Source organism: Paenibacillus kribbensis (assembly GCF_001705305.1).
Taxonomy (GTDB): Bacteria; Bacillota; Bacilli; order Paenibacillales; family Paenibacillaceae; genus Paenibacillus; species Paenibacillus kribbensis_B.
In genome coordinates this window covers 223,993-246,773 of sequence record NZ_MCBP01000003.1, presented here as the reverse complement: position 1 = coordinate 246,773, position 22,781 = coordinate 223,993, and the positions used below count along the sequence as shown (strand labels likewise).

Below are 22,781 nucleotides of genomic sequence, written 5' to 3'. Positions count from 1 at the left end.
CAGCAAGCTTACTTCCGTTTTCTCCGAACGCAAAAAGCCGGATATTATCCGGCTACGGGGAAGCGGATGGTCGCTTCTGTTCCCACCCCTTTTGCACTTGTGAAAGATATTTTGCCATTCATCGTTTCAATAATCCGAAAGGTCACCATCATCCCCAAACCTGTGCCTTTTGTCTTATTCGAAAAATAAGGCTCACCTAGTCTGGATAAGGTCTGAGCATCCATTCCTTCACCATTATCCCGAATATGAATGACAGCTTCTCCATTGTCTACATATGCCCATATCTGAATATGACCCTGATCTCGCAGCGCTTCAATGCTGTTTTTGATGATATTGATGAACGCCTGCTTGAACTTGGAGGAGTTCCCGCGTACTTTGATTTCCTGGGGAATATCCAGCGTAATTTTACCGCCTTGCAAATTAGCCATCGGACTAATAATTCCTTCAATATGCTTGAATTCGTCCAGTATAGTCAGTGTTTTGGTTTGTTCAAATTCTGGCTTGGCAAAGGTTAGAAAGTCGGTAATAATCGCGGAAGCCCGATCCAGCTCCTCCAGCGCGATATGCAGATAATCTTTGTTTTTGCCATCCTCCTGCTTGCTCATCAACTGAAGAAATCCGCGGGTAACTTGAAGAGGGTTGCGTACCTCATGCGCTACAGATGCAGCCAGATCGCTGATGATCTCCATTTTCTCCGAACGTTGAAGCTCATTATTGAACATCTCCAGCTCTCTGGAATAGCGAACCACCTGCTTATGTTTTTCTGCCAGCCTTCTGCCCAAAATCGCAATCAACGCCAGCACAAAGCCGAACACGCCCCATTTCCACAGAAACATATTATAGTGTCCTTCCCGGATAAAGAACCAGGTCAGCTCACCAACGGAAATGACTGCGAAAAAAGCAAAGCCTATCGATAAAATAATCGCTTCGTAATCCCCCTTAAGCGCCCTACGAACCGAAGCAAACACCAGCAGTGCAAGCAAAGCCACGAGCAATACGTACAGAACGGTTACACTTAAAAAATAATATACATCGTTTAACCGCTCCTGTGCACCCAAATTCACAATCATCATGGTGAAGCAGAACAGGGAGTAAGCAGTTAACACCTTTCGAAACTTGCGAATCAGTAGAATCGAACTGATATTTTGTTCAAAGAAGTACGCTAATGAAGGCAACAAAATGAACATTCCCACATCAAAGAGCTGTAAATACAGCTTGCCAAAGCTGCGATAGAACGTGTATAGAAAAGGCGAATACGTCACAATCATCAGACCAATGGACAGTACAATCGCGCTGAGAGACAGCCACATGGCCATACTCGGACGAAACAGAAAGAACGAGCAGATCAGCAGCACCAGAGCAATAAAAATGAACGTACTGCCTAGTACGATATCCAAAACATCCATTCTGACCAAAGTTCCGAGCAAGTCACGATAATCGCCAGTGATCACATTTCCGATAATACCCAGTCTATTCCGGCTGCTTTCCGTCCATATGTATAATGTTTTACCGCTATCTTCCGGTTTCAGCGGAATCAGAATACGGTTGTTTTCATAGTTGTACCCACGGTAGGATTCGTAAAAATTGATGCCATCCTTATACAGCGTAATATGTCGGCCATAGATATTTTCAAAAAGCACCGCCGGCGTTTCATCATATAGCGATGGCAGCTGAATACGAATCCAGGCGGAGCCGATATTGCCGGGTTGCTTGGGCAACTGTGAATCGTCCTGAATATGCATCCAGGTCTTGCTAGAATCCCTTACTTCATCTAAAGATCCATCCTCCCCTTCCGCTCCCCATCTCATATCCCACGAGGGTATCTCATATTCTCTTTCCGGGGTCGTCTTCGCCGCATAGGCGGGGTGGCCCAGCGACAACAGCATCACTATGACCGCTAGCAGGGCGGCGACAGCTTTGGGCACATGCCTCATATTAAGCACCTCAAAGTTACAAAGTAGGATTTACAAATTTGTATGCATTTTTACATTTTTTAAACGTCCTGAAATAATATTATTCTATAAGATGATGTGCATACCTTCTTCAAGAGAAGGGGTATCCTCATATATATTTCTCCCTATCCTCTTTATCATATCACAGCGGTTACGAAAAAAACGGTTAAAGAGATTGAGCATATCCCTATTCGCATGATTTTAACCTCTGACAGACACACTAAACTCAAGGTTTAGCCATTCTGCTGTTTGGGTAAGGTCGAAATAAGCAATCAAAGTAAAGGAGCTGAGCACATGGCCAAACGTGACGATCGCACAACCGAGCTGCATGACCATGATTTTGAGCCCTCCCTGCAAAATGCGGAAATCAACTGGGAAAATCTGATCGAAGAACCGGATACCCCATTGGAAGACGTTCCTAATGCCGATGAACTGACACCGGACAGCCCTGTCGACCCTTCCGCTCCTGTCGAATTCCTGCATGGGACGGATTTGCTGAACGGCACTGACGGGGATGAGGATGAAGGGTGACGAGGTAATAACATGTATGAACTGAAAGGAGTCGACTGATCCCTATGTATAAAGATCCGATGTCTCAGGCCGATATGGCATACAAACGTTACAAAGCATTAAATCCTGTGGAAGAGGACGACCGCAGGTCTTCGGACAAGCCGACTACAGATGATTCCATGCGGGATTTTGCCGAAAACAACCCTCGAGGAGTCGCATCGGCAAAGCCTGTGCCCAGAGATTAAGGCAGAATCTCATTCCATACCGCAGGCTTGTTCCGTATAGTAACGACGCAGGTATGCAGAAGCAAGGGATTCCCGTTGCTGTCCACATTATAACCGATTCATAACAGGGCGAAAACTGAACCGGATAATCAGGGCTTGCCTTCTGCACCTACTTTGTTTAAAATAAGGTAAATCTTTTGAATACCATGAACAAAGACATGGACGGAGACAAGTAGACGTCTAACCGGATTCCCACAGAAAGGTACGAATTGCTGAGAGCGTACCGTAATCCCGCGTTGAAATTCACTCCCGAGTCGAGCCTTGAACCGATAGAAGGATTCATTCCTTTGTCTGCATTAGAGGTTTCCGGAAGCCCCCGTTACGGGCATTAAGCTCAGAAGTTACTGCCGTCAACTGAATTGACGTTGACGACTCGTATGTATACTTCTGTAATTAGGGTGGTACCACGGCATTCGTCCCTTGCGACGAGTGCCTTTTTGTGTTAAAAACAAATTTTATTCGGGAAGGGTGTACTGTATGTCGAACAATGAAAATTCTTTGGAGCTGCTGCGGGAACAGCTCGATGCTACAAACCTGCAATTGCTGGAGCTGCTGTCCCAACGCGCTGAACTGGCGGGACAACTTGGAAAATTAAAGGAAGCACAAGGGGTACCTGACTTTGATCCGGTGCGTGAGCAACAAATGCTCGACAAGCTGATCGCGGCTAACCGTGGACCTTTTGACGATGCTACGATTCGCCAGCTGTTCAAAAATATTTTCAAGGCTTCGCTGAACTATCAAAAAGAAGAGCATAAAAAGCATCTGATCGTCAGCCGGAAAAATCAGCCGGACAGCACGGTCATTAAGGTCAAAGACACATTGGTGGGCGGCAAGGCCTCCATCATGGTTGCAGGTCCATGCTCGGTGGAAAGCTACCAGCAAACTCGCGAAGTGGGAGCGGCTCTCAAAGAGGCAGGTGTACCGATTCTTCGCGGTGGTGCGTTCAAACCGCGCACGTCCCCGTACGATTTCCAAGGGCTGGGCGTTGAAGGTCTGCAAATTCTCAAACGCGTAGGCGACGAATTCGGGCTGGCGACGATCAGTGAAATCGTCGATCCAAGACATTTGGAGGAAGCCGTCCAATACATCGACATCATTCAAATCGGTGCGCGCAACATGCATAACTTTGAGCTGCTCAAGGCTGCGGGTGAAACGAGAACTCCGGTTCTGCTCAAGCGCGGACTGGCTGCAACCATGGAAGAATTCCTTCATGCCGCGGAATACATCGTTTCTCGTGGCAACACACAAGTCATGCTGATTGAGCGCGGTATTCGTACGTATGAAAAATGGACCCGCAACACGCTGGACATTTCCGCTGTACCGATTTTGAAAAAGGAAAGCCATCTGCCTGTGCTGGTTGACGTGACTCACTCCACAGGACGTAAGGACATCTTGGCCCCTTGTGCCAAAGCCGCACTGGCTGCTGGAGCTGACGGTATCATGGTGGAGGTTCATCCGAACCCGGCAGTCGCTCTGTCCGATGCTCAGCAACAGCTGAACATTCCTGAGTTCCATACATTCATGTCGGAAGTAAAAGAATCCGGTTTGTTCAAAGCATAAAACGATTTTTGTGCAAAGCTTCATAAATCGCTTTCATTTTCTCGAATTGTGTTGTAGAATCTAAACAGGATTGTGACTGATTATGCAGGCAAAACCTAGATATATGTATGCACCATTTGTATGGATGCGTATATATATTTAGGTTTTTTTTATATCCTAAATCATGAATAAAAAGGATGCCGGCATGGTTATAATCCTAAAATATCCTGGAAACGTTCAGAGAGGGGAACAGAACAGAAATGAAAAAAAGAAAAGGGTTAAGCGCTTTTTTGTTAGCTATGATATGTATTTTGATCATCAGTGGTTGTAGTGGAAAGGCTCCCGCTGCTGTCAAGAATGAAAGCGCTGCTCCGCCAGAAAAACAAACGGAAAAAGCAGAAAACAAAGTGGCCAAGGCCAGAACCGTTATCACTACCGATGGAGAAGTAGATGACATGAACTCTGTGATTCGCTTCCTTCTCTATTCCAATGAAATGGACTTGTCCGGAATCGTACTGACCAGCTCTGTATATCATTATGCGGGTGACGAAAAGGCCGGCATCAAGCCATTTAGATGGACCGGAACACAATGGGTAACGGATATGATTAATGCCTACGGAGAAATCTACCCCAACTTAATCAAGCATGCCGAGGGGTACCCAAAACCTGAATACCTTAAGAGCGTTACCAAGATAGGCAACATTTCAAATAAAGGTGAAATGGACAAGGAAACGGAAGGCTCCAATTTCCTTAAAACACTTTTCCTGGACAATGACAAAAGAGATTTGTACGTGCAAACTTGGGGTGGAACCAATACCACAGCCAGAGCACTAAAATCCATTGAAGACCAATATAAAAATACAGATCAATGGGAAACGATTCGAAAAAAAGTAAGTGATAAGCTCGTGCTGTATATCATTTTGGACCAAGACGACAGCTACAACAAATACATTGCAAAAAATTGGCCTGACATTAGAATTATCAATGATCAATCCAACTTCTGGCATTTCGCCTATGCATGGAAAATGCATACAGAAGAAGTAAACAGCAAGCTGCATGGAGAATGGAATTTCAAAAATATCAAAGATGGTCACGGCAAGCTGCTGAGTATGTACGCTTTGATGGGTGATGGAAATATCATCAAAGGTGAATTGGATGCAGAACAAAGAGGCACTGAGGCCTACTTGAAGAAAAATCCTCAATACGACAAGTATGACTTTATTTCGGAAGGGGATTCTCCGTCCTTCTTCTATCTGATTGATAACGGCTTGCGGAGTATGGAAAATCCAACCTATGGAGGCTGGGGAGGCCGCTTTGGTGTCGTTAACGATAAATTATTTAGAAATACTGTGTTGGATTATGATGTATACACGAAAAGATTCGAAGCAGAATACTCTCTGATGCGTTGGTTTGATGATATTCAAAATGACTTTGCTGCTCGTGCGGATTGGGCGATTGCATCCGACTACAAAGGTGCCAACCATAATCCAACGTTGACTGTTAAAGAAGGATTGAATCTCACTGCGAGTCCAGGGGAAAAAATTACGTTGCATTCGGAAGGCTCCGATCCAGATGGGGATCAATTAACCTATAAATGGTGGAGATACTTTGAAGCAGATACGTATGAAGACTCTAAAGTAAAACCAGCACCGGTTAAACCTGAAATGCTGGGTAATATGCAGCTCGGACTTCATCAAGAAGTAGCGAAGGGCGAAAAGGTAAACACCATTGACTTGCAAGGCAGTGACACGAATACCGTGAGTTTCACCGTTCCTGCAGATGCGAAATCAGGAAATACGATTCATATCATTGCAGAAGTGCAGGACAATGGAAAACACACTTTAAAACATTATCAACGTGTGATTGTAACTGTAAAATAACAGACAAAACATTCAATACAAAGGCTCATGGAAGTACAACACTCCATGAGCCTTTTATTTATGCATATCGTATCATCCCGGGGGCATCCACTGCACGTTCAGGACTTTTTTTCAGTCATAGGAACATAATAGCCTTTACCATTCGGGCCCATGGCGAATTTATTGCGAAGATGGATCAGATTAGGGCCGAACTTGGCCTCCAGCTCTTCACGGAACTCATGCAATATTTCCATGATATAAATATCATGAATAATTACTTCCGTAATCGGCATCACAAGGCCAGGATGCAATGTCCATGCAGCGCGGCTATCGTCACCGAGCGAAAGTATACCAGCTACAACCTCCCGGTCGTCTACGCTGAGTACAATCCACCGACCGCCAATTTCAGACGTAATCTCCTCACTCATATCATGATGGTAAACGTTAGCGAAATCAAAGTTAAGTTCCCCATACGCTACAATAATAACCTCAATTCCCTGTTGGGCGGCTTGCTCAAGGGCATCCCTGAACACCTCGGCATCCTCTTTCCAAATTTCCAGCAATATCCGGTGTTTGGCCCGCTTTACCCCTTCATTTATGCGATTGATAATGGCTTCATAACCTGAGATATTCCAAATGTTCTCTCTGTTTTGAAACGATGCTGTGTACTGCTCAAGGCTCTCTTGCGCCACATTGAAAATCTGCTCTGCTCTGCGTTTTCTTTGGGCAATCAATTCATGCGGCGGGAGCGGCACATACAGAGGCGTATTTTCTTGACTTACGATGATATCCCCGCGGTTGACCATTCCTGACAAAACCTCATAAATTTTGGATCTCGGTACTCCGGAATTCAATGAAACGGCATACCCCGAAAGTGGGGAGCTCTCCAGTAAGGTCACATAAGCTTTGGCTTCATATTCACTAAAATTCAGATCACGCAGAATGTCTAATATATTGGATTTTGGTTTCATGACGGATTCTCCTCAATTCATGTTCATCCTTACTATATCATTTCCCCTTGACAAAATCCGGTATACACACTATCTTTTTAATAGTAGTCATTATAGTAGTTACCTTAGTAGCTACTATTTTTTTTATTCCACAAGAGGTTATCTCAGGGAGGATTTTCACTTGAACAAGGTCATCGCTAACCACAGCCCAAGCAGCCGAATCTACTACGGTTCTACGATTCTGGCCCTGCTGATCTGGAGTACGTCGTTTATTGCCACGAAAGCAGCCTATACTACTTTCCCCCCTCTTACATTGGGTCTGTCCAGATTTATCATAGCTTCCATTGTGCTAGGTATCGTTTTACTTATCAAAAAAGAATATGTCAAAGTGAAGCCAAAGGATTTGGCTACGATTTCATTTAGTGGTGTGTTGGGAATCACTCTTTATTTCTCTATGGAGAATATAGGGGTTAGCCTGACTACCGCTTCCAATGCAGCATTAATTGTTGCGTCATATCCCGCGATTACATCGCTGCTTGAACTTATTATATATAAAGTGAAAATATCCAAATATAAAGTCTGTGGCATTGCACTGGCCATGATAGGGGTATATTTCTTGACCTCGGTAGGGGAAAGTTCGGATGGACAAAATCAACTAATTGGGAATTTGATATTGATTGGAACAGGTTTTGCATGGGCCTTTTATACTTTCATGACGCGCAGGGTTGTGGACAAATACCCGCCCGTGACGTTATCTTTTTATCAAACCGTTGCAGGCAGTATCTTTTTCATACCACTGGCTCTATTGGAAAAAGATCGTTGGCAAGCTCCGACAACGGTATCATTAACTTTGTTAATATATCTGGGTGTTTTCTGCTCTGTTATTGCATTTTTGCTGTACAACTATGGCTTAATCAAGCTGTCACCGAGCAGCTCCGTTTCTTTGATGAATTTGGTCCCGATATTTGGAGTGCTATTCTCTGTGTTATTATTGCAGGAGACGATTACATGGCGCCAAATCATTGGCGGTATAGTCGTCATTATCGGTGTCCTGCTAAGTGCACATCAAACGAACAGCAAATAAAGCTGCCAAATGCTAAGAACTTAGGACTTCATTAAAGGTTTCTCGCTCAGCCGATTGCATTGGTGCAGTCGGCTTTTTTTCTTTTATATAAAAATGGCGGTTATATTGATTGATGAGGTTATCCAGAATTACAGACTGTCTAAGCACACTGGCATGGCCGAAGCCATGTTCTGCTTGTAAAACATACAGCTTTTGACGAGCTTTCTCCAGTTTTTGACGTAAAATGTCGTCTCTTATCATAATATATCCCTCCTTGTCATATCATCAGTTTAGAGGGTTATGAATAAGTTTACTAAAAGTAAAAGTTTGGGATTAAATATCTATTAGCACAAAAAAAGACCTGCTTTGAGAGCAGATCTGTAAAATGAATTAGATATTCCAGCACCTATCCAGCAGAATGGACATCCCCATCCGTTGCCTTATGGGAAGCTGAAGCTGTGAAAACTTCTTTTCCTTTCGCCCATAGCAGCAGCGCCACAACCAGCAGCATGCCACCGTTCAGCACAAAAATCCAGCGAATCGGCATCCAGCTGCCGAGCAAGCCACCAACCAGCGGAGCTGCCATCGTCGCCAGCTGTGTAGCCGATTGATTCAAGCTAAAGGCACGTCCGCGGAATTCCGGCTTGGTGACCTCCACTGTCATCGCATTGATCGCCGGGATGACGGACGCATAAAACAAGCCGTACCCAAAGCGAAGCGCACCAAAGCCAAAAAAGTTGGTTACAAAAAATTGCAAAATGTTCCCGATTCCAGAACCAATCAGTCCGATCAGCAGCACTTGTGCAAAACCGATCCGTCCGCCGATTCGCCCCCATCGCGGAGCCATGAGCACGGCCGCAATGCCTACGGCTGAGAATACAATCCCCGAGCTTAAAGACGCCTGGCTGCGAACAACTCCCATCTCAAGCACGTACACCGTAATGAGCGGCTCCAAGATCATGACGGAGAAGGTACTCAGTCCGGCCAGAATAAGCAAGAAGTACAATGGTCGATTAGCCATAGCTTCCTTGATATCGTCACGGACATGCGAGCGGGTGTCCGTTTTCTTAAAGCTGTCCTCTCTGGTACCAAAGGTCGCGATTAACGCAGAGATCAGCACCAGCGCCGCAGAGAACAAAAAGGCATTTCGATTACCATAATAATGACTTACCACCCCGCCAATCAGCGGGCCTATAATGCTGCCGGTTGCCCCGGCGGTCGCCATAATGCCAAGTGCATACCCCGTTTTGTCCTCGGGCGATCCCGTACCAACCAGTGCGATGGCTGCAGGAATAAACCCGGAGAGAAGGCCCTGAAACAGACGTACTCCTACGAACACATAGGGGTCTGTCACAAAAGCACATATCAGGTACAATACCGCCAGACTAAAGCCGGAACGAATCAGCATCGGCTTGCGTCCATACTTATCTGCAAGCGAGCCCCAAAACGGTGCAATGAGCGCACTGGCTAAAAAAGTGATTCCAAAGGCAATCCCCGACCACAGCTCCAAATGATCATTGACGCCCATTTCCGTATTCAAAAAAATAGGTAAAAACGGAATGGATACCGAATAGGCCATGCTGCAAAACAATACCCCAATCCACAAAATAACCAGGTTTCGCTTCCAATATAGATGATACATGCTGCCACACGTCCCTTCTGCTCATACCATTATTACCCTCTCCATTAGAAAAGTCTACTGCAAGCCTCGTTCTCCAAGCATGGAACAACCACGAAGAAGCTGATATAATCAAAAGGAATGGAGATGATGACATGGCTAAAAAGAGAAATTCGTCGATTCCCGCTCCAGCGGTTCAGGATAAACCTGCTACGTTAAAGGATCTGCTGAGCCAAGATGTGCTGAATAAGCTTAAGGCTCAGGCCAATGAAGCCCAGGCAGAGCAGGACAAACGCAAGGAAGACGAACGACAACGTGCCCTCGAAGCCAAAAAGGCAGAGCAGAAGAAGCTGGACAACAACTTTGAGCATTTGCTGAATAACAGTGATTTGGACTGGCACAAATACAAATAAGCCAAAACCATCGCGGTTTTGGCCTATCTTTACGCTCTATGTGAACTACAGCCAGTCACGAATATGCTGCACCGAGTACAACACCCCTATCCAAACCGGAAGACTGAACGCCACACCCCATATGAGACCTTTAGCCAGCTTTTTGTCTACCTCCATCATGATCCTGCCCCTTTCCTTGGGAATAGCAGCAGTATGGGTCAAGAATACGGCTTTCAAACCAGTATTTCCATATCCCAGCAAAAAAGGTATGATAGAAAATGGAAAAGTGCTCTGCGCTGCCCCCAAACTATAATTTAGGATGTTACACCATCCAACCTTTCAGGAGGAATATCAATGAACCGAAAAACGATACGCCCATGGTACATGTTGTGCCTTCTGGCCATCATGCTCGTGCTTGTTGCCGGATGCGGCACAAAAGCGACCGACGTGGAAGCCGCAAGCCGGACAAGCAATCCAGCTCCTGCTGCGACTAAAGACAAAAGCAAGGCTGTATCCCATCCCATCGTTACGATTGTCATGAATGATGGTAAAAAGATTAAACTTGAGCTGTACCCTGAAGTAGCGCCAAACACCGTCAACAATTTCATCTCTTTGGTGCAAAAGGGGGCTTATAACGGTACCATTTTCCATCGTGTAATTCCGGGCTTCATGATTCAAGGTGGCGATCCGCAAGGTAATGGTACAGGTGGTCCCGGCTACAGTATCAAAGGTGAGTTCAAGAGCAATGGCTTCAACAATACGCTCAAACATACACGCGGTGTATTATCTATGGCCCGCTCGGCGGATCTGGATTCAGCCGGATCACAATTTTTCATCATGGTTGCCAATGCGGACTACCTCGACGGTCAATATGCTGCTTTCGGTAAAGTGACGTCCGGGATGGAAGTGGTCGATGCCATCGTCAACTCCAAACGGGATAGCAATGACAAACCGCTCAAACCAGTTACAATGAAAAAAGTAACCGTGGACACGCTGGGTAAAAAATATCCGGCTCCAGTCAAAGTAAAATAAGATGAAATAAAATTACATTCAAACTCGTCTTTCAAAACGAGGAGACAGCAACGACCTTGTGCATGTGCATGAGGTCGTTGTTGCATCTCCCCTGGCTGGTGCTTCCTAAGCTGCAGTCTCTGAGGTGTAGTAAGAGTATATACACACAGGGAAGCGTTTTCAATCATTATTTTAAAACTTAAGGAACATCCACTTCATGTTCTGGCAGGTTGCGGTGTGCCTTCCTGCCCTTGAGCAGCCATAGCTCCGGTGTATCCTGAACTCCCTCAAGTCTCAGATGAAACGTCCGCTGCGGCAAATGGCGTATGCGCAGCAGTAGACGATTTCCATCTGCCACTGCATCCACAAGCTCCAGCGGTGCCGGGGAAGCGCTGCTCACTGTATCACCCAACTGGCCAGTTGCACCCATTGCGCTCTCCCGGCTCCAGAGGCGCAGCTCATCTACTGACGGTATGGCAATCCGCTTGCTGAAAGAAACCATCAGCTCATCTGCGGCCGTTCGCTCTGCCCTAAGTGGTCTGGGCGGCTCATCATACATATAGCCGCCCAGATGGTATTCATAGGCGGCCCAGGTGTCGTAGTCGCCCTCCTGGGCGACAGCCCCAAACCGCCGTATCCACTCGCGATCTCGAACCATGTTCGCGAGGGAACCGATATCCGCCTGCACCCCGAGGGGCAGGCCCGGATAAGCGGCGCGTATCGACTGCGCCATGCGGGCATAGCCGCGAATATAATGCGGCGGCAGGCGGCGGCGCATCCAGTCCGGCCAATGGGTCTGGAGCACATGCATATCCGGGGCGACGCACCGGATCATCGCTACTGCGTCCAGGCCCTGCCATTCCCGCAGCTGGCCGGGAACATCGCCGCGCCCATTCACAGCAAGCGACCATGTCGCCACGCAGATGTCCGGCCGGACATCACGCACACCGCCTTCGCCGTTCACCAGCTCGTCAATCAGCCCGTTCACGGCGTCCACGCGCAGATCGACCCACTGCGCGTACAGCTCCGGGACCTTCCGGTAATAATTCCGCGCATGCTTATCTCGGAAATCCGGAATGTCCTCACCGCTGCGCTTGCGGAAGGCGCGCTGTGCATGCGGTCCGATATCCCCGTATACTCCACTGCGCAGCCCGTTCCATTCGGGAAAATAAGGCTCCGCCACCTCGAATCCGTCGAACGGAATGTCGGTGACGAGCCGGGCAGCGGCTTTCTTTTTCCACTCCACATACTCGTGTGCAAAATGCGAAAGCCGCTGAAACCCGTCGTCTGGTTCACGCAGCAGCTCCATGCGCCATCCTTTCCACTCCGGGGGCAGATGTAACACGCCAAAAGAGCCGTTGCCCAGCACCATCGCCCACACGGCTATGCCTCTGCGCTGAAAAGCGGCGACAAGCGCTCCATCCACTTCATTTTCACGAACAACAAAATAATGGACGGTCTGGTAGCCCGCAAGAGCGATTTCATCTGCTATACTGTCCCGCGAACGGTTGGCGTAATAGGGAAACAGCGGATCGATTTGAATACTGGGGCCACTCAGCGCCCACGGTTTCATTTTTCCGGTCAGTGCTACAGGATCTGTCGATTCAGATCTGCCATTTGTGTGATAGCTCATTCGATCCACCTCCGTTACTCGCGTTTTCTCCGCCACAGATTCTTTTCAATATGTATTTCTATACAGTGCTATGACCTCTTCCGCCAAAATCTCTGTTCCCCTTTCGTTGCATTCTATTTTATACCAGAAAACCGAACATGTTCTAGCCGCCCTTCTTGCTTGTTCCATACCTCAACCTTTATGATAATAGATATCATATTCAAAGGAGATCTCTCATGCCCATTAATCGCCGATTAATTACAGATCAGGATTTCAGTGAGGCACTGGAACGCCATCTTCGTGTCCGGGTATTTCAGGACGACCAGTTGATTGGCTCGGGCGGAACCATCATCCGTTTTGACGATCAGACCATCGTCGTGCAATCCAGTGTCAGTGATGTGGCTTACCATCCAAGAAAACAATGTGAATTTTTTGAAATTAAAAAATAGCCACCACGCACCGGGGAACCATTTTGCTTCGTTTTCCGGTGTACAGCGGCTATATTTGGCTTTAGACATCATGTCTCATGGCTGTTCCTGCTATAGTTGAATTCCACGTGTTTTCATCATAAGTTTATTCGTAAGCACTTTCAAATCCTCGGAAGAAGACGAAATTTCCTGCATAATCGCGGTTTCCTCATGAGCCGCCGTATAAATCTTGTGTGCACCTTCCGAGAAGGCCCCTGACATTTGCTGAATACGACGAATTTGTTCAAAGGTTTGATCTACCCGGTTCGTCTGCTCGGTTACGGCTTCTTCCATTAAGCGGATGCTCTCGACAAATTCGTGTACAATAGCGTTCAAGCGATTCAACGTCTGATCCACAGAGCTTGTCCGTTCGGCCTCAGCGCTGACCAACGACGTTTGCTGATGCATCAGCTGCACCGTTTCTACGATTTGCGACTGCACACGGCTAACGATGGCATTAATTTGCTGTACAGACTCCGTACTTTGGGCTGCAAGTGCACGAATTTGGTGAGCCACTACGGCAAACCCGTTACCTTCTTCTCCCGCGCGGGCGGCTTCGATGGAAGCGTTCAGCGCCAGCAGATGGGTCTGTTCCGCGATATCCTTGACCGTGCTTGTAATCGCTTCAATTTGGGAAGCTTCCTTTTCCAGACGTGCAATAACCTGCTGCGAACGACCGTGTGAAGCTGTCAGCTCTTCCATTCCATTCATAAGGGATGAAAATACGGTCTGCGTTGAATCCACTGAATTCTCCATGTGACCTGACAGTTCCAGCATATGTCCCGATTTGCTACGCATCATTTTAAAATCACCCAGCATTCGATCCGCTGTTTCAATGGACTGGGAGGAAGCTTGCTTCTGCTGCTCCACGCCATTCAAAATATCTTCGACCACCGAAGACATGGCCTCAATCTGTGTCGTAGCCTGTACAATAGCCAAACTCAGATTTTCCGCACTTTGCGAAGTTGTTTTGGTACTGTACGATATCTCGTTAAACATATCCTTAATGTTCAGCATCATATGCCGGAATGCATCATAAAGCACCTTGATTTCATCATCCGAACGACGTTCCGGAATGACAACCGACAGATTTCCCGCTGAAGCTTCCTCTGCCGCCTTTGCCAATCTAACGATTGGACGTGTGAGTAATTTTGAGATCAACCAGCCCAAAATGCCACTCCACAGGACACCCAATAACAGAATGATCGAAGTGTACACCCATTCCTGTGCATCATGAGCGAGCCAGTCCTTGAGTACAAAAATAAAAAAAGCGCTTGTTCCATAGGTTATTGCAGAAATCGCTACAAATGCAGCAACCATTTTCGTACCTAGTGACATCTTCATGTACCGTAGCCCACCCCAAAAAACTCAAATTTGATTCCATTTTACCATAAAATTGCTACAATTCTAGTAGTATTTTTCACAGACAATTTTAATTATGAGCATAAAGATAGGGAGACTTAAGCCCCGCGGCCTAACTGTAAAAACAATCGATTAACAGGCCGCAGTCCGCAACAAAAAACTGGACGAACCGCGCTGCTACTTACTTTACAGACATTCGTCCCATTTTTAAATCAACGATTCATCAACAAGCTTACATCCATCATTCGGAATTACTGTCATTTTCCTGACTGACAACTTCTTTCTTGACCGCTTCAATTGTGTCTATTTGGTGACTGTTTTTTTCCAGCACAGTAAACTCCCATTTTCTAAGTAAGTATGTCCATAATCGTGTATTACTCAAAAATGACAAGGAGTAGACTATGATTCATCACGCTAGCGGATTGCCAACCGGCTCTGTTGCACGACATCTATCCATTGATCGGCTATCAACTGGTTCCCAACCGCTGTCGGATGAACCCCATCATGCAGCCAGTAGGAGGCGTCTGCCTTGGTAGCTGCCTCGTTCAGCATGCCTTGCAGCGGCACAAATACGGCCCCAAACTCGTCTGCAAGCTGACGTACGAGCTGCTGATAGCCCGTTATTTTCTCCTGCCAAATATCCCACCGTACTTCGGTAGCTCCCGTTTTCAAAATAAACGGCTCACACAGCACTAATCCGGTATCCGGCAGCACCTCGCGCGTTTCCTCCAAGATGTGGCGATAGGCTCGTTCAAATCGGTCCGTCACCCCGGACGGCTCCTGCTCCACGATTCGCCAGGCATCGTTCACTCCGATCAGAATACTGAGCAGGTCCGGCTTCAGGCTAAACGTATCCTCATTCCAGCGTGCATACAAATCCGAAGCCCGATCCCCCGAAATTCCCCGGTTCACAAATTCCGGCTGCGTTGTAGCCAAACGACTCCCCAGTGCACCCGCGATCAGATACACATAGCTATGACCCAGCCAATGGTTCGCGTCCTCATTCCGTCCTCTTCCCCCATCTGTGATGGAATCCCCCTGAAAAAGAATACGTATATGTCCTGTACTCGCCATCTCCCTAATTTCCTCCTTCATCTTTTCCAATAATACCCTTATCATACCTCGTATCTTCTAAATTAGAAAGCGATTTCAAAACATGGGAGAATTGTAGATTTGCCATATAGCCATAGCTCGCTTGTTGTAATTTTATAAGGGATGGATTGTACAGCAGTACCTACATGTATTGAAGCCGATGATTAATGAGATGTAGTAGCCACTCTTGCTCACCGGGAATGCCATCTCTTAACCTAGCAGCCGCTACAGGTAATATCCAGCTATTCATGCTATCAGCACTTATATTGGAGCTCCTGCAATATTCATTCAAGTAAGCTCTGTGTAATATTTTTTTAAATACACGCAACAAAGGCTCCAGCATTCTCGGTGTCCCTAGTGGATTATACGGAGAAAGCAGCATTAATGAAGTTTTGGCTACATCACACATCGGGTCCCCCATGTTTGCGTTTGACCAATCAATTGCAACCGATTGATGTTTCGTCATTAAGATATTGTCGGGATGTAAATCACCATGACAAACCCAATGACCGGCTGGTAAAGTGTTCATAAATTCACAAATCAGCTTTGTTCTCTCTCCCAATAATGTTTTGGAGTCATTAATTGCTTGCTCCAATCTGTCTTTTTGGCGAGGAAGTGCAGTCGTTGAACAGCTATGAATGCTCCAATGAAGACGAGCCATCTCTCTTGCATATTTCAACATTTTATACGGGGAGCTTTGAATCATAGCAAGCATAGATACTCCCGGAATTCGTTCGTAAAGCAGTCCATGCCGCCCTTCTTCCTCCAACATCTCGTAAACGCCTGGGGCAGGTACTCCGGCTTCCTTGACAGCCCTGCCGATCTCGGCTTCAAATCGAACCCTTTCAGGCTGATAGCCATCGTAATAGAGCTTTAACACCTGCTGATTCCCCCATTCATAAACCTCAGCAGTCATACCTTTTCCGATCATTGCGCCTTTGCTCATTATGATTCCCCCATCCGCATTTGTTCCACCTATCACACTCTAGCCTTACACCGCCCGGTACTTACATACCTCCCGGAAATTACAGTCCCCACACGCTCTACGTGAAGGCATTGGGGTGAAAAAAGACTCCTGCTTTGGTCGATTATAGTAATCGTCATCAAGACAAGACTTCATTTCCTCGATGTATCGCCCGACATTACGAACCACCTTGTCGATATCCTCCTGCACAGGCCGGTACATTTCATGCTCTCCGGTCATCAAATATTCCACACGCACCTCGATCTTCTCCAAGGGGAGCTGGTAATGCTCCTGCACATAGGAAGCATACAAAAATAGCTGGTCGGAGAAGTCGCCTTCCTTACCTGTCTTCCAATCTACGATAACCATGTCTCCATTGGCTCTGCGGTAGAGCAAATCCATTTTGACATATACCTTCGTCTCGTAAAGCAGCATCGTATCCCACTTTTCCACCTCGACGATTCTAGCCTCGCCCTGCTGTAATTCGCGCCAAACCGCAGTACGGTACAGATTGTGTACCACCGCATGCTGTCGCTCCTTAATCCGGGCAATCCGTTCCGAAAGCACCTCGTCATCATAATAAATTTCAGCGAGCATAATGCGATTTTTGGGATTTTGCTGCCATAGCTCACGGTGCAGCGATTCCTTGTAACTGTTGTTCAGCATGTTCTTCATCGCTGTCTCCAGGTACGCCGGACGTGGAATCGCACCTTTTTCCATCCACCCTCGTATGACCGATTCACACATTTGGTGCGTAATATTCCCGAATAAAATATATAAGTTGCTCAGCTGCTTGAGCCGATACAACGTAACCTGCTCTTCACTGCCCTGTGCGGGGTTCCAGCCGTTATGCGAGCCGTAATAATGGTAGTAGTATTTGCGTAAGCATTCATCGAATGTTTGAGCCCTCGATTGCGAATAGGACCAGGACGGGTACATAGCCATAAATAGGCCCTCCTTCATTAGAACTTCCATGCTCTATTATAACGCAAGCCTGGGCTTCACCGTCCAAAAAGAACGAAGACTTTACCCCATGGGTTAAAGTCTTCGACTGTCTAGTATAGTCAATTCGCAATGACTCCTGAGGCCCATCCAGCCATGGCCTTATGGTCAATACTTCTTCTCCGCATGAATCAAATCACTAATCAAATCACTGACATTAACGGCACCGTGCTCACGGACGTTGACAACGAGTACGGGAGTTCCCAGCATTCCGCTGATCCACGTCTTATAATCTTCAACATAATCATTCGGAAGAATCGTCAAGATGACTCCAGCAAAGCCACCACCATGTACCCTGCATGCGCTGTCATCTATTGATTTCAAATACATTTCTGTTAAAGCAAGTGCAACGGATACGTCCTGTTCCCGGGCAACCTCACTTCTATATACGTTTTGAAGCCATTTCCATGAAGAATTACCGGATTCGGTGACGAGCCTCAAGAAATCAGAAAAGCGTCTCTCCTGCAGCGCCTTCACCTGTTCATCCACACGCTTGTTTTCTTCAAAAAAATGCAAGGCACGCAGCACTGCACGATCTCCTGCTGTTTCCCTGACCATTTTGAGATTGGCATACAGATCTTCCGGCGATAAGTCACGGCAAACAGAAGCCCCCAAGGACTGAGCCACTGCATACATTTCGTTTGGCACCGCAGCGTAATCATCTGTCAAATCAGCATGATTTCCGCCTGTATTTACGATAACCAGGGAATATCCGTTTTGCCCGAAATTCCAATGAACCGGGTTGATGATCGGTTCCTTGGGGTTTACAAAGTCGATCGCAACCAATCCCCCATATGCGCAAGCCATTTGGTCGAGCAGACCCGACGGCTTGTTCCAGTAGCGATTTTCCGCGTACTGGCCGATTTTGGATTTGGCGACAGCATCCAGCGTTCCCTCATTATAAAAATGACTGATGATCGTGCATATCAGAATTTCAAACGAAGCGGAAGAGCTTAAGCCTGAAGCAGAGAACACATTGCTGGATATATAAGCCTGGAATCCTCCGATTCGATAGCCGAATTCGAGCAGGCCAGCGATCATACCGCGAACCAGCAGCGTCGTACCGTCATCTTCCGGTTGTGGCGACAAGTCGTTTAAATGAATGACGTATTTCGTTTGGTAGCCTTCTGAAAAGAACGTAATTACAGGCTCCTCCACTTTAGCAGCTACAGCGATAGTATCAAGTGTAATACTGCCTGCCAGCACCTTCCCGTGATTGTGGTCTGTATGATTTCCTCCAATTTCGCATCGCCCCGGAGCACTAAACAGTTCAATATCCCCGACGCCGAAGTGCTCCTGGTATGCCTGTATAAGTGATTGATATCGCGTCGTTTGCTCTGAAACCTGCTGTTGACCATACATCCGGGCGAGTACAATTTGTCCCTCGCTGGAATTCAATAGTTCCATATCTTTCATCGTATATCCCCCTATTGTAGGTGATTTCCACTGTGGCGCCTGCCCGCAAATATATAATGGCGAAATAACACTATGATTATCTCAATTTTTCCTGTACAAAAACAGGGTACTTTTTTAATCTGTAGGCGCTTATTTTAATCGTTTTCCGAGAATGTTTCCTTACAAAATCAACAGAAAAAAAAAGGAACCGGCCCTTGAACGGGCCAGTTCCTGTGTCTATATCCGCCATATTCCATGCACCGACAGTGTTGGCTGGAGACAGATATGTGGCAGTTCTTTTTAATTGCGTTTCAGTACATATTCCCCATTACTGCTACGAGTTACAGTGGCACCAAGCGCCTCGGCAACTGTTTTGAAAGGAACATACAGCGTTCCATATTGATCCGTATATGGAGCTTGTGGCAGCGTCAACGTGCTTCCTTCCAGTGTAGCTTGTTTGGAGCCGCTTTTCAGCTTGAGTGTCTTGCCTGTAATATCATCCACTACTGTAATTTGCTTGGCAGCTGCATCCCATTTTAATTCGGAGTTCAGCTCGTATGTCAATTCACGCAGCGGAATGAAGGCTGTACCTCTACGATTCTCCAAAACGTAGTAATCGTCTTTCGGATCGAAGGTGGTTTCTACCTTTGTAATTTCCAGATCATTTTTTAAAATATTGTAGATCGGAGAATTCTCATCAAAATTACGGAGTGTCGCTCCCGGCGTTAATTCAGCTTGTTTATTCAGGTCAATAACGCCTTTCGAAATATCCACTTTGTCAGCCGTTACATTGCCATTGATATTCCAAGACTGGGTTTCAGTCAGAATCGAGAAGGACTTCACTGGAATACCTTCCACATCTGGCAAAGCCACCGTCAGGTCTGCCGATGATTTGCGGGCATTTCCTTTTTCATCAAAATACAGGTCGGTTTTCAGCACTGTATTCGCACTCAAAACTGTTTTAATTTCAGGGGACTGTGCGTACAAAGTACTAACTCCTGTATCATACTGCGCAACAGCCAGATCCAGATACTTTTTAACCTCGGTGTAAGCCTCATTAACCAGCTTTTCCTTGTTGGCATTCAGTTCAGTTGTTACTTTATCACTACCTTCAATAGCCATGCCGGAAGCGATATTTTTGGTCACATCAATGGCTTGCCCGATCAGTTCTTTCAAGCCTGCCTCGTCCTTGGCCAGATTAGTCAGGAACGGTTTCACAAGCGCTACCAGCTCATCGCCACGAAGTTCAGCATGCAGATGGGTCAGTTTCACTTTGTCCTTTTCACCATATACTTCCTCGGTTACAGATGTTGCAGAAATGGTTGAAGGGTTAGGAGCATGCTTGAGCACAAGTGCCATAGCTGTTTTGGTCAGGTCTTTTACATCCTTGGAGTATACATAAGGATCAAATCCGGCAGGCAGACCGCCTAAACCCTCATACGAGTTCAAAGGTATGTAATAAGGTTTTTTGGCACCTTCCAGTTGAATAGCCATACCTTGGCGATCCAAAGCAAGCTCAAACGGCAAATTATACTTATCGATGTGCAATGTACCCTTGGCAGAAGCGATCTCCTCCGATTGCACCTTGGCTTCATCCACCGTTACCGAAATGGAATTAAGAAGATCTATGATTTCCTGATCACCTTGCGTAATTCCTTCCCTTGGAGTCAATTTAAGAGATATCTTCTCTGTTGACTGCTGGGATTTCACATCAAGTGTTCCCAAAAGATTTTTACTTACATCAAATCCTCCTACTGCCTGACAACCTGTCAAAGCTACCATTAACAGAATAAGAGGGACAGCAATCCATTTTTTTATATTCATATTAATCCCCTTTCAAGATATTACCGTACTCTCTTCTATTATCTCAGTGTTAACACGCATTGTAAATAATCAGATTGGAAAATAGAACTAGTCATTTAGAATCAATTTTCAGCCTGCAGCATACGGTGAGCCAGTAGTGCCATCTCCAGACAGCGACGTTTGTCCGGGTCTGCCAGACTTCCCTCGACGATTTCATTAATTTTGTCCAGCCGATTATAAAGAGTTTGCCTGTGAATGTATAACATCCCGGCAGTATCACGCTTGGAGCCATGACATTGAAAGTAGGCATCCAGCGTGTCCAGTAGCTGCATATGATGCTCACGATCGTGCGCAATCAGTCCGCCCAAATGGTCCTGTACAAACTCTTGTAAAAAAGGAATACTGGGTGCTGCCTTCAATAGCTGATAGATTCCGATGCTGTCGTAAAACAGCCGATCCTTCATGGCCGGGACGCTTCGCGCTACTTCAATGACCTGATATGCCTCTTCAAAACTGCGATCCGTCCCTGTCATACGGTGCCTTACTTTACCAAATCCTGCATGAATGCGCACCTTGTCAAGCTGTCCTGCGGCATAATTCTGAATATATTGTACGGTATGGGCAAGCACTTTTCTCATTTGCGCTGCAGAACGCAGCGTTAATTCCTCCTTGGCACAAAGGATGTAGCATTGACTGCCCTTCATCATTAACAGATTATGGAGCGTCTCTTTTTTCAACAAAGAACGAAGCAGCACCAGCACATCCTGGTTGATGGATTCCTTGCGCACCTGACTGGCGTCCTTATCCTGATGCTCCACCTCGATAACCCCTGCCCAAAATAAATACTGTCCCTTCGATAATAATCGCAGCCCCATCCGGGTCTGAGCCTGTTCTTCGCTCGGAAGCTGCCCGTTCAATACATCCTGAATCAATTCATTCTGGTTGCGTAATAATCGGTCTTCGAGAAATTGTGTCCTCAGCACCAGTGTAGCGGCTGCCTTGGCTGTGTAATCAAGCAACAGTGACATTTCTTCCGTCGGGGGTTCACCGTGCAGCACCAAACCTACAGCGGAAAACACCTGACCAAAGCATACAACAGGCTGAAACAAGACGGCAGTGGATTCATTCAGCTGAAACAGCAGGTGCCCCTCGCGATCAGCAGTCATGCTGGATGCCACCTCATTGGCATAAAAATCTGCAATGCGGTCCGCCGCTTCCGACTGGACGGAAGGTACGAATCGGTTGGTGTCTATGGAGGACATGTAGATGATCTGCCGGGCGGTATAGTCATGGAGCACTCGCAAGAGAGCGTTCATATCGGTGCTGCGCAGCGTTTCCTGCTGAAGCTGACGTGAAAAGCGCTCCAGATCTTTTAGCAATTCATGATGGCGGTTAATAAGAAGGGAATGAATATCTTGCGTAATTTCCACAAAACGTACGGGCTGCTCAAATACGATGACCGGAAAATGGTGTTGTTCCGCCAGCTCCAGAATTTGCAGCGGGATTTCATGAATGCTTGTGCCCAGCTCCACACACAATCCCGCCGCTTCCGAGCGGATCAGCTGCTCCATATACTCGGCGCGCTCCTCCCCTTTCCGGGTTAGCCACAGGCCAGTCGTCAGAATCAGGTCATGGCGACTCACAAACGGAGAAACATTTGTGATTTCCAACACATGTACCCAACCAACCCGGCGGTTCGTACCCTGCTTCCCTGCCGCCAACTTGGCCCGCCGGAAAACAGGACGTTCCAGCACATCCGCAATGGTAAATGTTTTTTTACCGTTCATCGGCATTCTCCTTATGTATATGTCCTTATGTCATATTATATGACATATATTCATCAAAAAGTCGAGCCTTCAAGTCAGATAATCCGACAAAATGTATGATGTCAAGGAGCTTCACCCCC

At 46.7% G+C, this 22,781-nt stretch carries 20 protein-coding genes and 1 other annotated feature; of the genes, 8 read left to right on the top strand and 12 right to left on the bottom strand.

The annotated features are described in order from the left end of the window. Positions 1-44: 44 nt before the first annotated feature. Complete coding sequence (locus BAZ21_RS07050; protein WP_068498464.1) at positions 45-1,934, bottom strand: sensor histidine kinase; 1,890 nt, start codon at positions 1,932-1,934, stop codon at positions 45-47. 312 nt (positions 1,935-2,246) lie between these two features. Between BAZ21_RS07050 and BAZ21_RS07045 the strand changes: the two genes are divergently transcribed. From BAZ21_RS07045 to BAZ21_RS07030, 4 genes are all read left to right on the top strand, one after another. Beyond that, positions 2,247-2,483 carry a hypothetical protein gene (locus BAZ21_RS07045; protein ID WP_068498462.1) on the top strand — a complete coding sequence of 79 codons (237 nt, stop codon included), beginning with the start codon at positions 2,247-2,249 and terminating at the stop codon, positions 2,481-2,483. Positions 2,484-2,527: 44 nt separating this feature from the next. Beyond that, entirely contained in the window at positions 2,528-2,707 is a 180-nt protein-coding gene (locus tag BAZ21_RS07040; protein ID WP_068498460.1) for a hypothetical protein, read from the top strand. 189 nt (positions 2,708-2,896) lie between these two features. Then, positions 2,897-3,170: a binding site (T-box leader), on the top strand. Between the two features lie 53 nt (positions 3,171-3,223). After that, positions 3,224-4,306: a bifunctional 3-deoxy-7-phosphoheptulonate synthase/chorismate mutase gene (locus tag BAZ21_RS07035; RefSeq protein WP_068498458.1), complete on the top strand. Its 1,083-nt coding sequence runs from the start codon at positions 3,224-3,226 to the stop codon at positions 4,304-4,306. Between the two features lie 239 nt (positions 4,307-4,545). Further along, positions 4,546-6,165 carry a DUF1593 domain-containing protein gene (locus BAZ21_RS07030; RefSeq protein WP_068498457.1) on the top strand — a complete coding sequence of 540 codons (1,620 nt, stop codon included), beginning with the start codon at positions 4,546-4,548 and terminating at the stop codon, positions 6,163-6,165. A gap of 98 nt (positions 6,166-6,263) precedes the next feature. Here the strand turns inward: BAZ21_RS07030 and BAZ21_RS07025 are convergent, their stop codons facing one another. Next, positions 6,264-7,115, bottom strand: coding sequence for a TrmB family transcriptional regulator (locus BAZ21_RS07025; protein ID WP_068498454.1), 852 nt, complete (start codon positions 7,113-7,115; stop codon positions 6,264-6,266). A gap of 160 nt (positions 7,116-7,275) precedes the next feature. Between BAZ21_RS07025 and BAZ21_RS07020 the strand changes: the two genes are divergently transcribed. Continuing rightward, positions 7,276-8,178 carry a DMT family transporter gene (locus BAZ21_RS07020; protein ID WP_068498452.1) on the top strand — a complete coding sequence of 301 codons (903 nt, stop codon included), beginning with the start codon at positions 7,276-7,278 and terminating at the stop codon, positions 8,176-8,178. 12 nt (positions 8,179-8,190) lie between these two features. Here the strand turns inward: BAZ21_RS07020 and BAZ21_RS07015 are convergent, their stop codons facing one another. Together BAZ21_RS07015 and BAZ21_RS07010 are read right to left on the bottom strand one after the other, a co-directional pair. Next, positions 8,191-8,418, bottom strand: coding sequence for an aspartyl-phosphate phosphatase Spo0E family protein (locus tag BAZ21_RS07015; RefSeq protein ID WP_068498450.1), 228 nt, complete (start codon positions 8,416-8,418; stop codon positions 8,191-8,193). A 145-nt stretch (positions 8,419-8,563) separates the two neighbouring features. After that, entirely contained in the window at positions 8,564-9,799 is a 1,236-nt protein-coding gene (locus tag BAZ21_RS07010; RefSeq protein ID WP_068498449.1) for an MFS transporter, read from the bottom strand. Between the two features lie 131 nt (positions 9,800-9,930). On the opposite strand from BAZ21_RS07010, the gene BAZ21_RS07005 reads away from it, so the two are divergent. Together BAZ21_RS07005 and BAZ21_RS06995 are read left to right on the top strand one after the other, a co-directional pair. Then, on the top strand, positions 9,931-10,188 hold the full coding sequence (locus BAZ21_RS07005; protein WP_068498447.1) for a YqkE family protein: 258 nt from the start codon (positions 9,931-9,933) through the stop codon (positions 10,186-10,188). 333 nt (positions 10,189-10,521) lie between these two features. Then, the gene (locus tag BAZ21_RS06995; protein WP_068498443.1) at positions 10,522-11,199 is read left to right on the top strand and encodes a peptidylprolyl isomerase; all 678 of its coding nucleotides are present in this window, start codon (positions 10,522-10,524) and stop codon (positions 11,197-11,199) included. Between the two features lie 178 nt (positions 11,200-11,377). On the opposite strand, the gene BAZ21_RS06990 is transcribed toward BAZ21_RS06995, so the two are convergent. Then, a complete protein-coding gene (locus tag BAZ21_RS06990; RefSeq protein ID WP_068498441.1) occupies positions 11,378-12,811 on the bottom strand; it encodes an N-acyl-D-glucosamine 2-epimerase in 1,434 nt (477 codons plus the stop codon). Positions 12,812-13,026: 215 nt separating this feature from the next. Here BAZ21_RS06990 and BAZ21_RS06985 point away from each other — a divergent pair, with 215 nt between their 5' ends. After that, positions 13,027-13,239, top strand: a complete 213-nt coding sequence (locus tag BAZ21_RS06985) for a hypothetical protein (RefSeq protein WP_007429094.1) — start codon at positions 13,027-13,029, stop codon at positions 13,237-13,239. A 90-nt stretch (positions 13,240-13,329) separates the two neighbouring features. Here the strand turns inward: BAZ21_RS06985 and BAZ21_RS06980 are convergent, their stop codons facing one another. From BAZ21_RS06980 to BAZ21_RS06950, 7 genes are all read right to left on the bottom strand, one after another. Further along, positions 13,330-14,601, bottom strand: coding sequence for a methyl-accepting chemotaxis protein (locus BAZ21_RS06980; protein WP_068498439.1), 1,272 nt, complete (start codon positions 14,599-14,601; stop codon positions 13,330-13,332). Positions 14,602-15,033: 432 nt separating this feature from the next. Next, complete coding sequence (locus tag BAZ21_RS06975; RefSeq protein ID WP_068498437.1) at positions 15,034-15,693, bottom strand: SGNH/GDSL hydrolase family protein; 660 nt, start codon at positions 15,691-15,693, stop codon at positions 15,034-15,036. A gap of 160 nt (positions 15,694-15,853) precedes the next feature. Beyond that, positions 15,854-16,657, bottom strand: coding sequence for an aminoglycoside phosphotransferase family protein (locus BAZ21_RS06970; RefSeq protein ID WP_068498435.1), 804 nt, complete (start codon positions 16,655-16,657; stop codon positions 15,854-15,856). Between the two features lie 45 nt (positions 16,658-16,702). Continuing rightward, complete coding sequence (locus BAZ21_RS06965) at positions 16,703-17,620, bottom strand: PD-(D/E)XK nuclease family protein (RefSeq protein WP_068498432.1); 918 nt, start codon at positions 17,618-17,620, stop codon at positions 16,703-16,705. A gap of 165 nt (positions 17,621-17,785) precedes the next feature. Next, positions 17,786-19,093: a galactokinase gene (locus BAZ21_RS06960; protein WP_068498429.1), complete on the bottom strand. Its 1,308-nt coding sequence runs from the start codon at positions 19,091-19,093 to the stop codon at positions 17,786-17,788. A 279-nt stretch (positions 19,094-19,372) separates the two neighbouring features. Then, entirely contained in the window at positions 19,373-20,896 is a 1,524-nt protein-coding gene (locus BAZ21_RS06955) for a copper amine oxidase N-terminal domain-containing protein (protein WP_068498427.1), read from the bottom strand. Between the two features lie 101 nt (positions 20,897-20,997). Beyond that, the gene (locus tag BAZ21_RS06950) at positions 20,998-22,662 is read right to left on the bottom strand and encodes a PucR family transcriptional regulator (RefSeq protein WP_068498426.1); all 1,665 of its coding nucleotides are present in this window, start codon (positions 22,660-22,662) and stop codon (positions 20,998-21,000) included. Positions 22,663-22,781 lie beyond the last annotated feature (119 nt).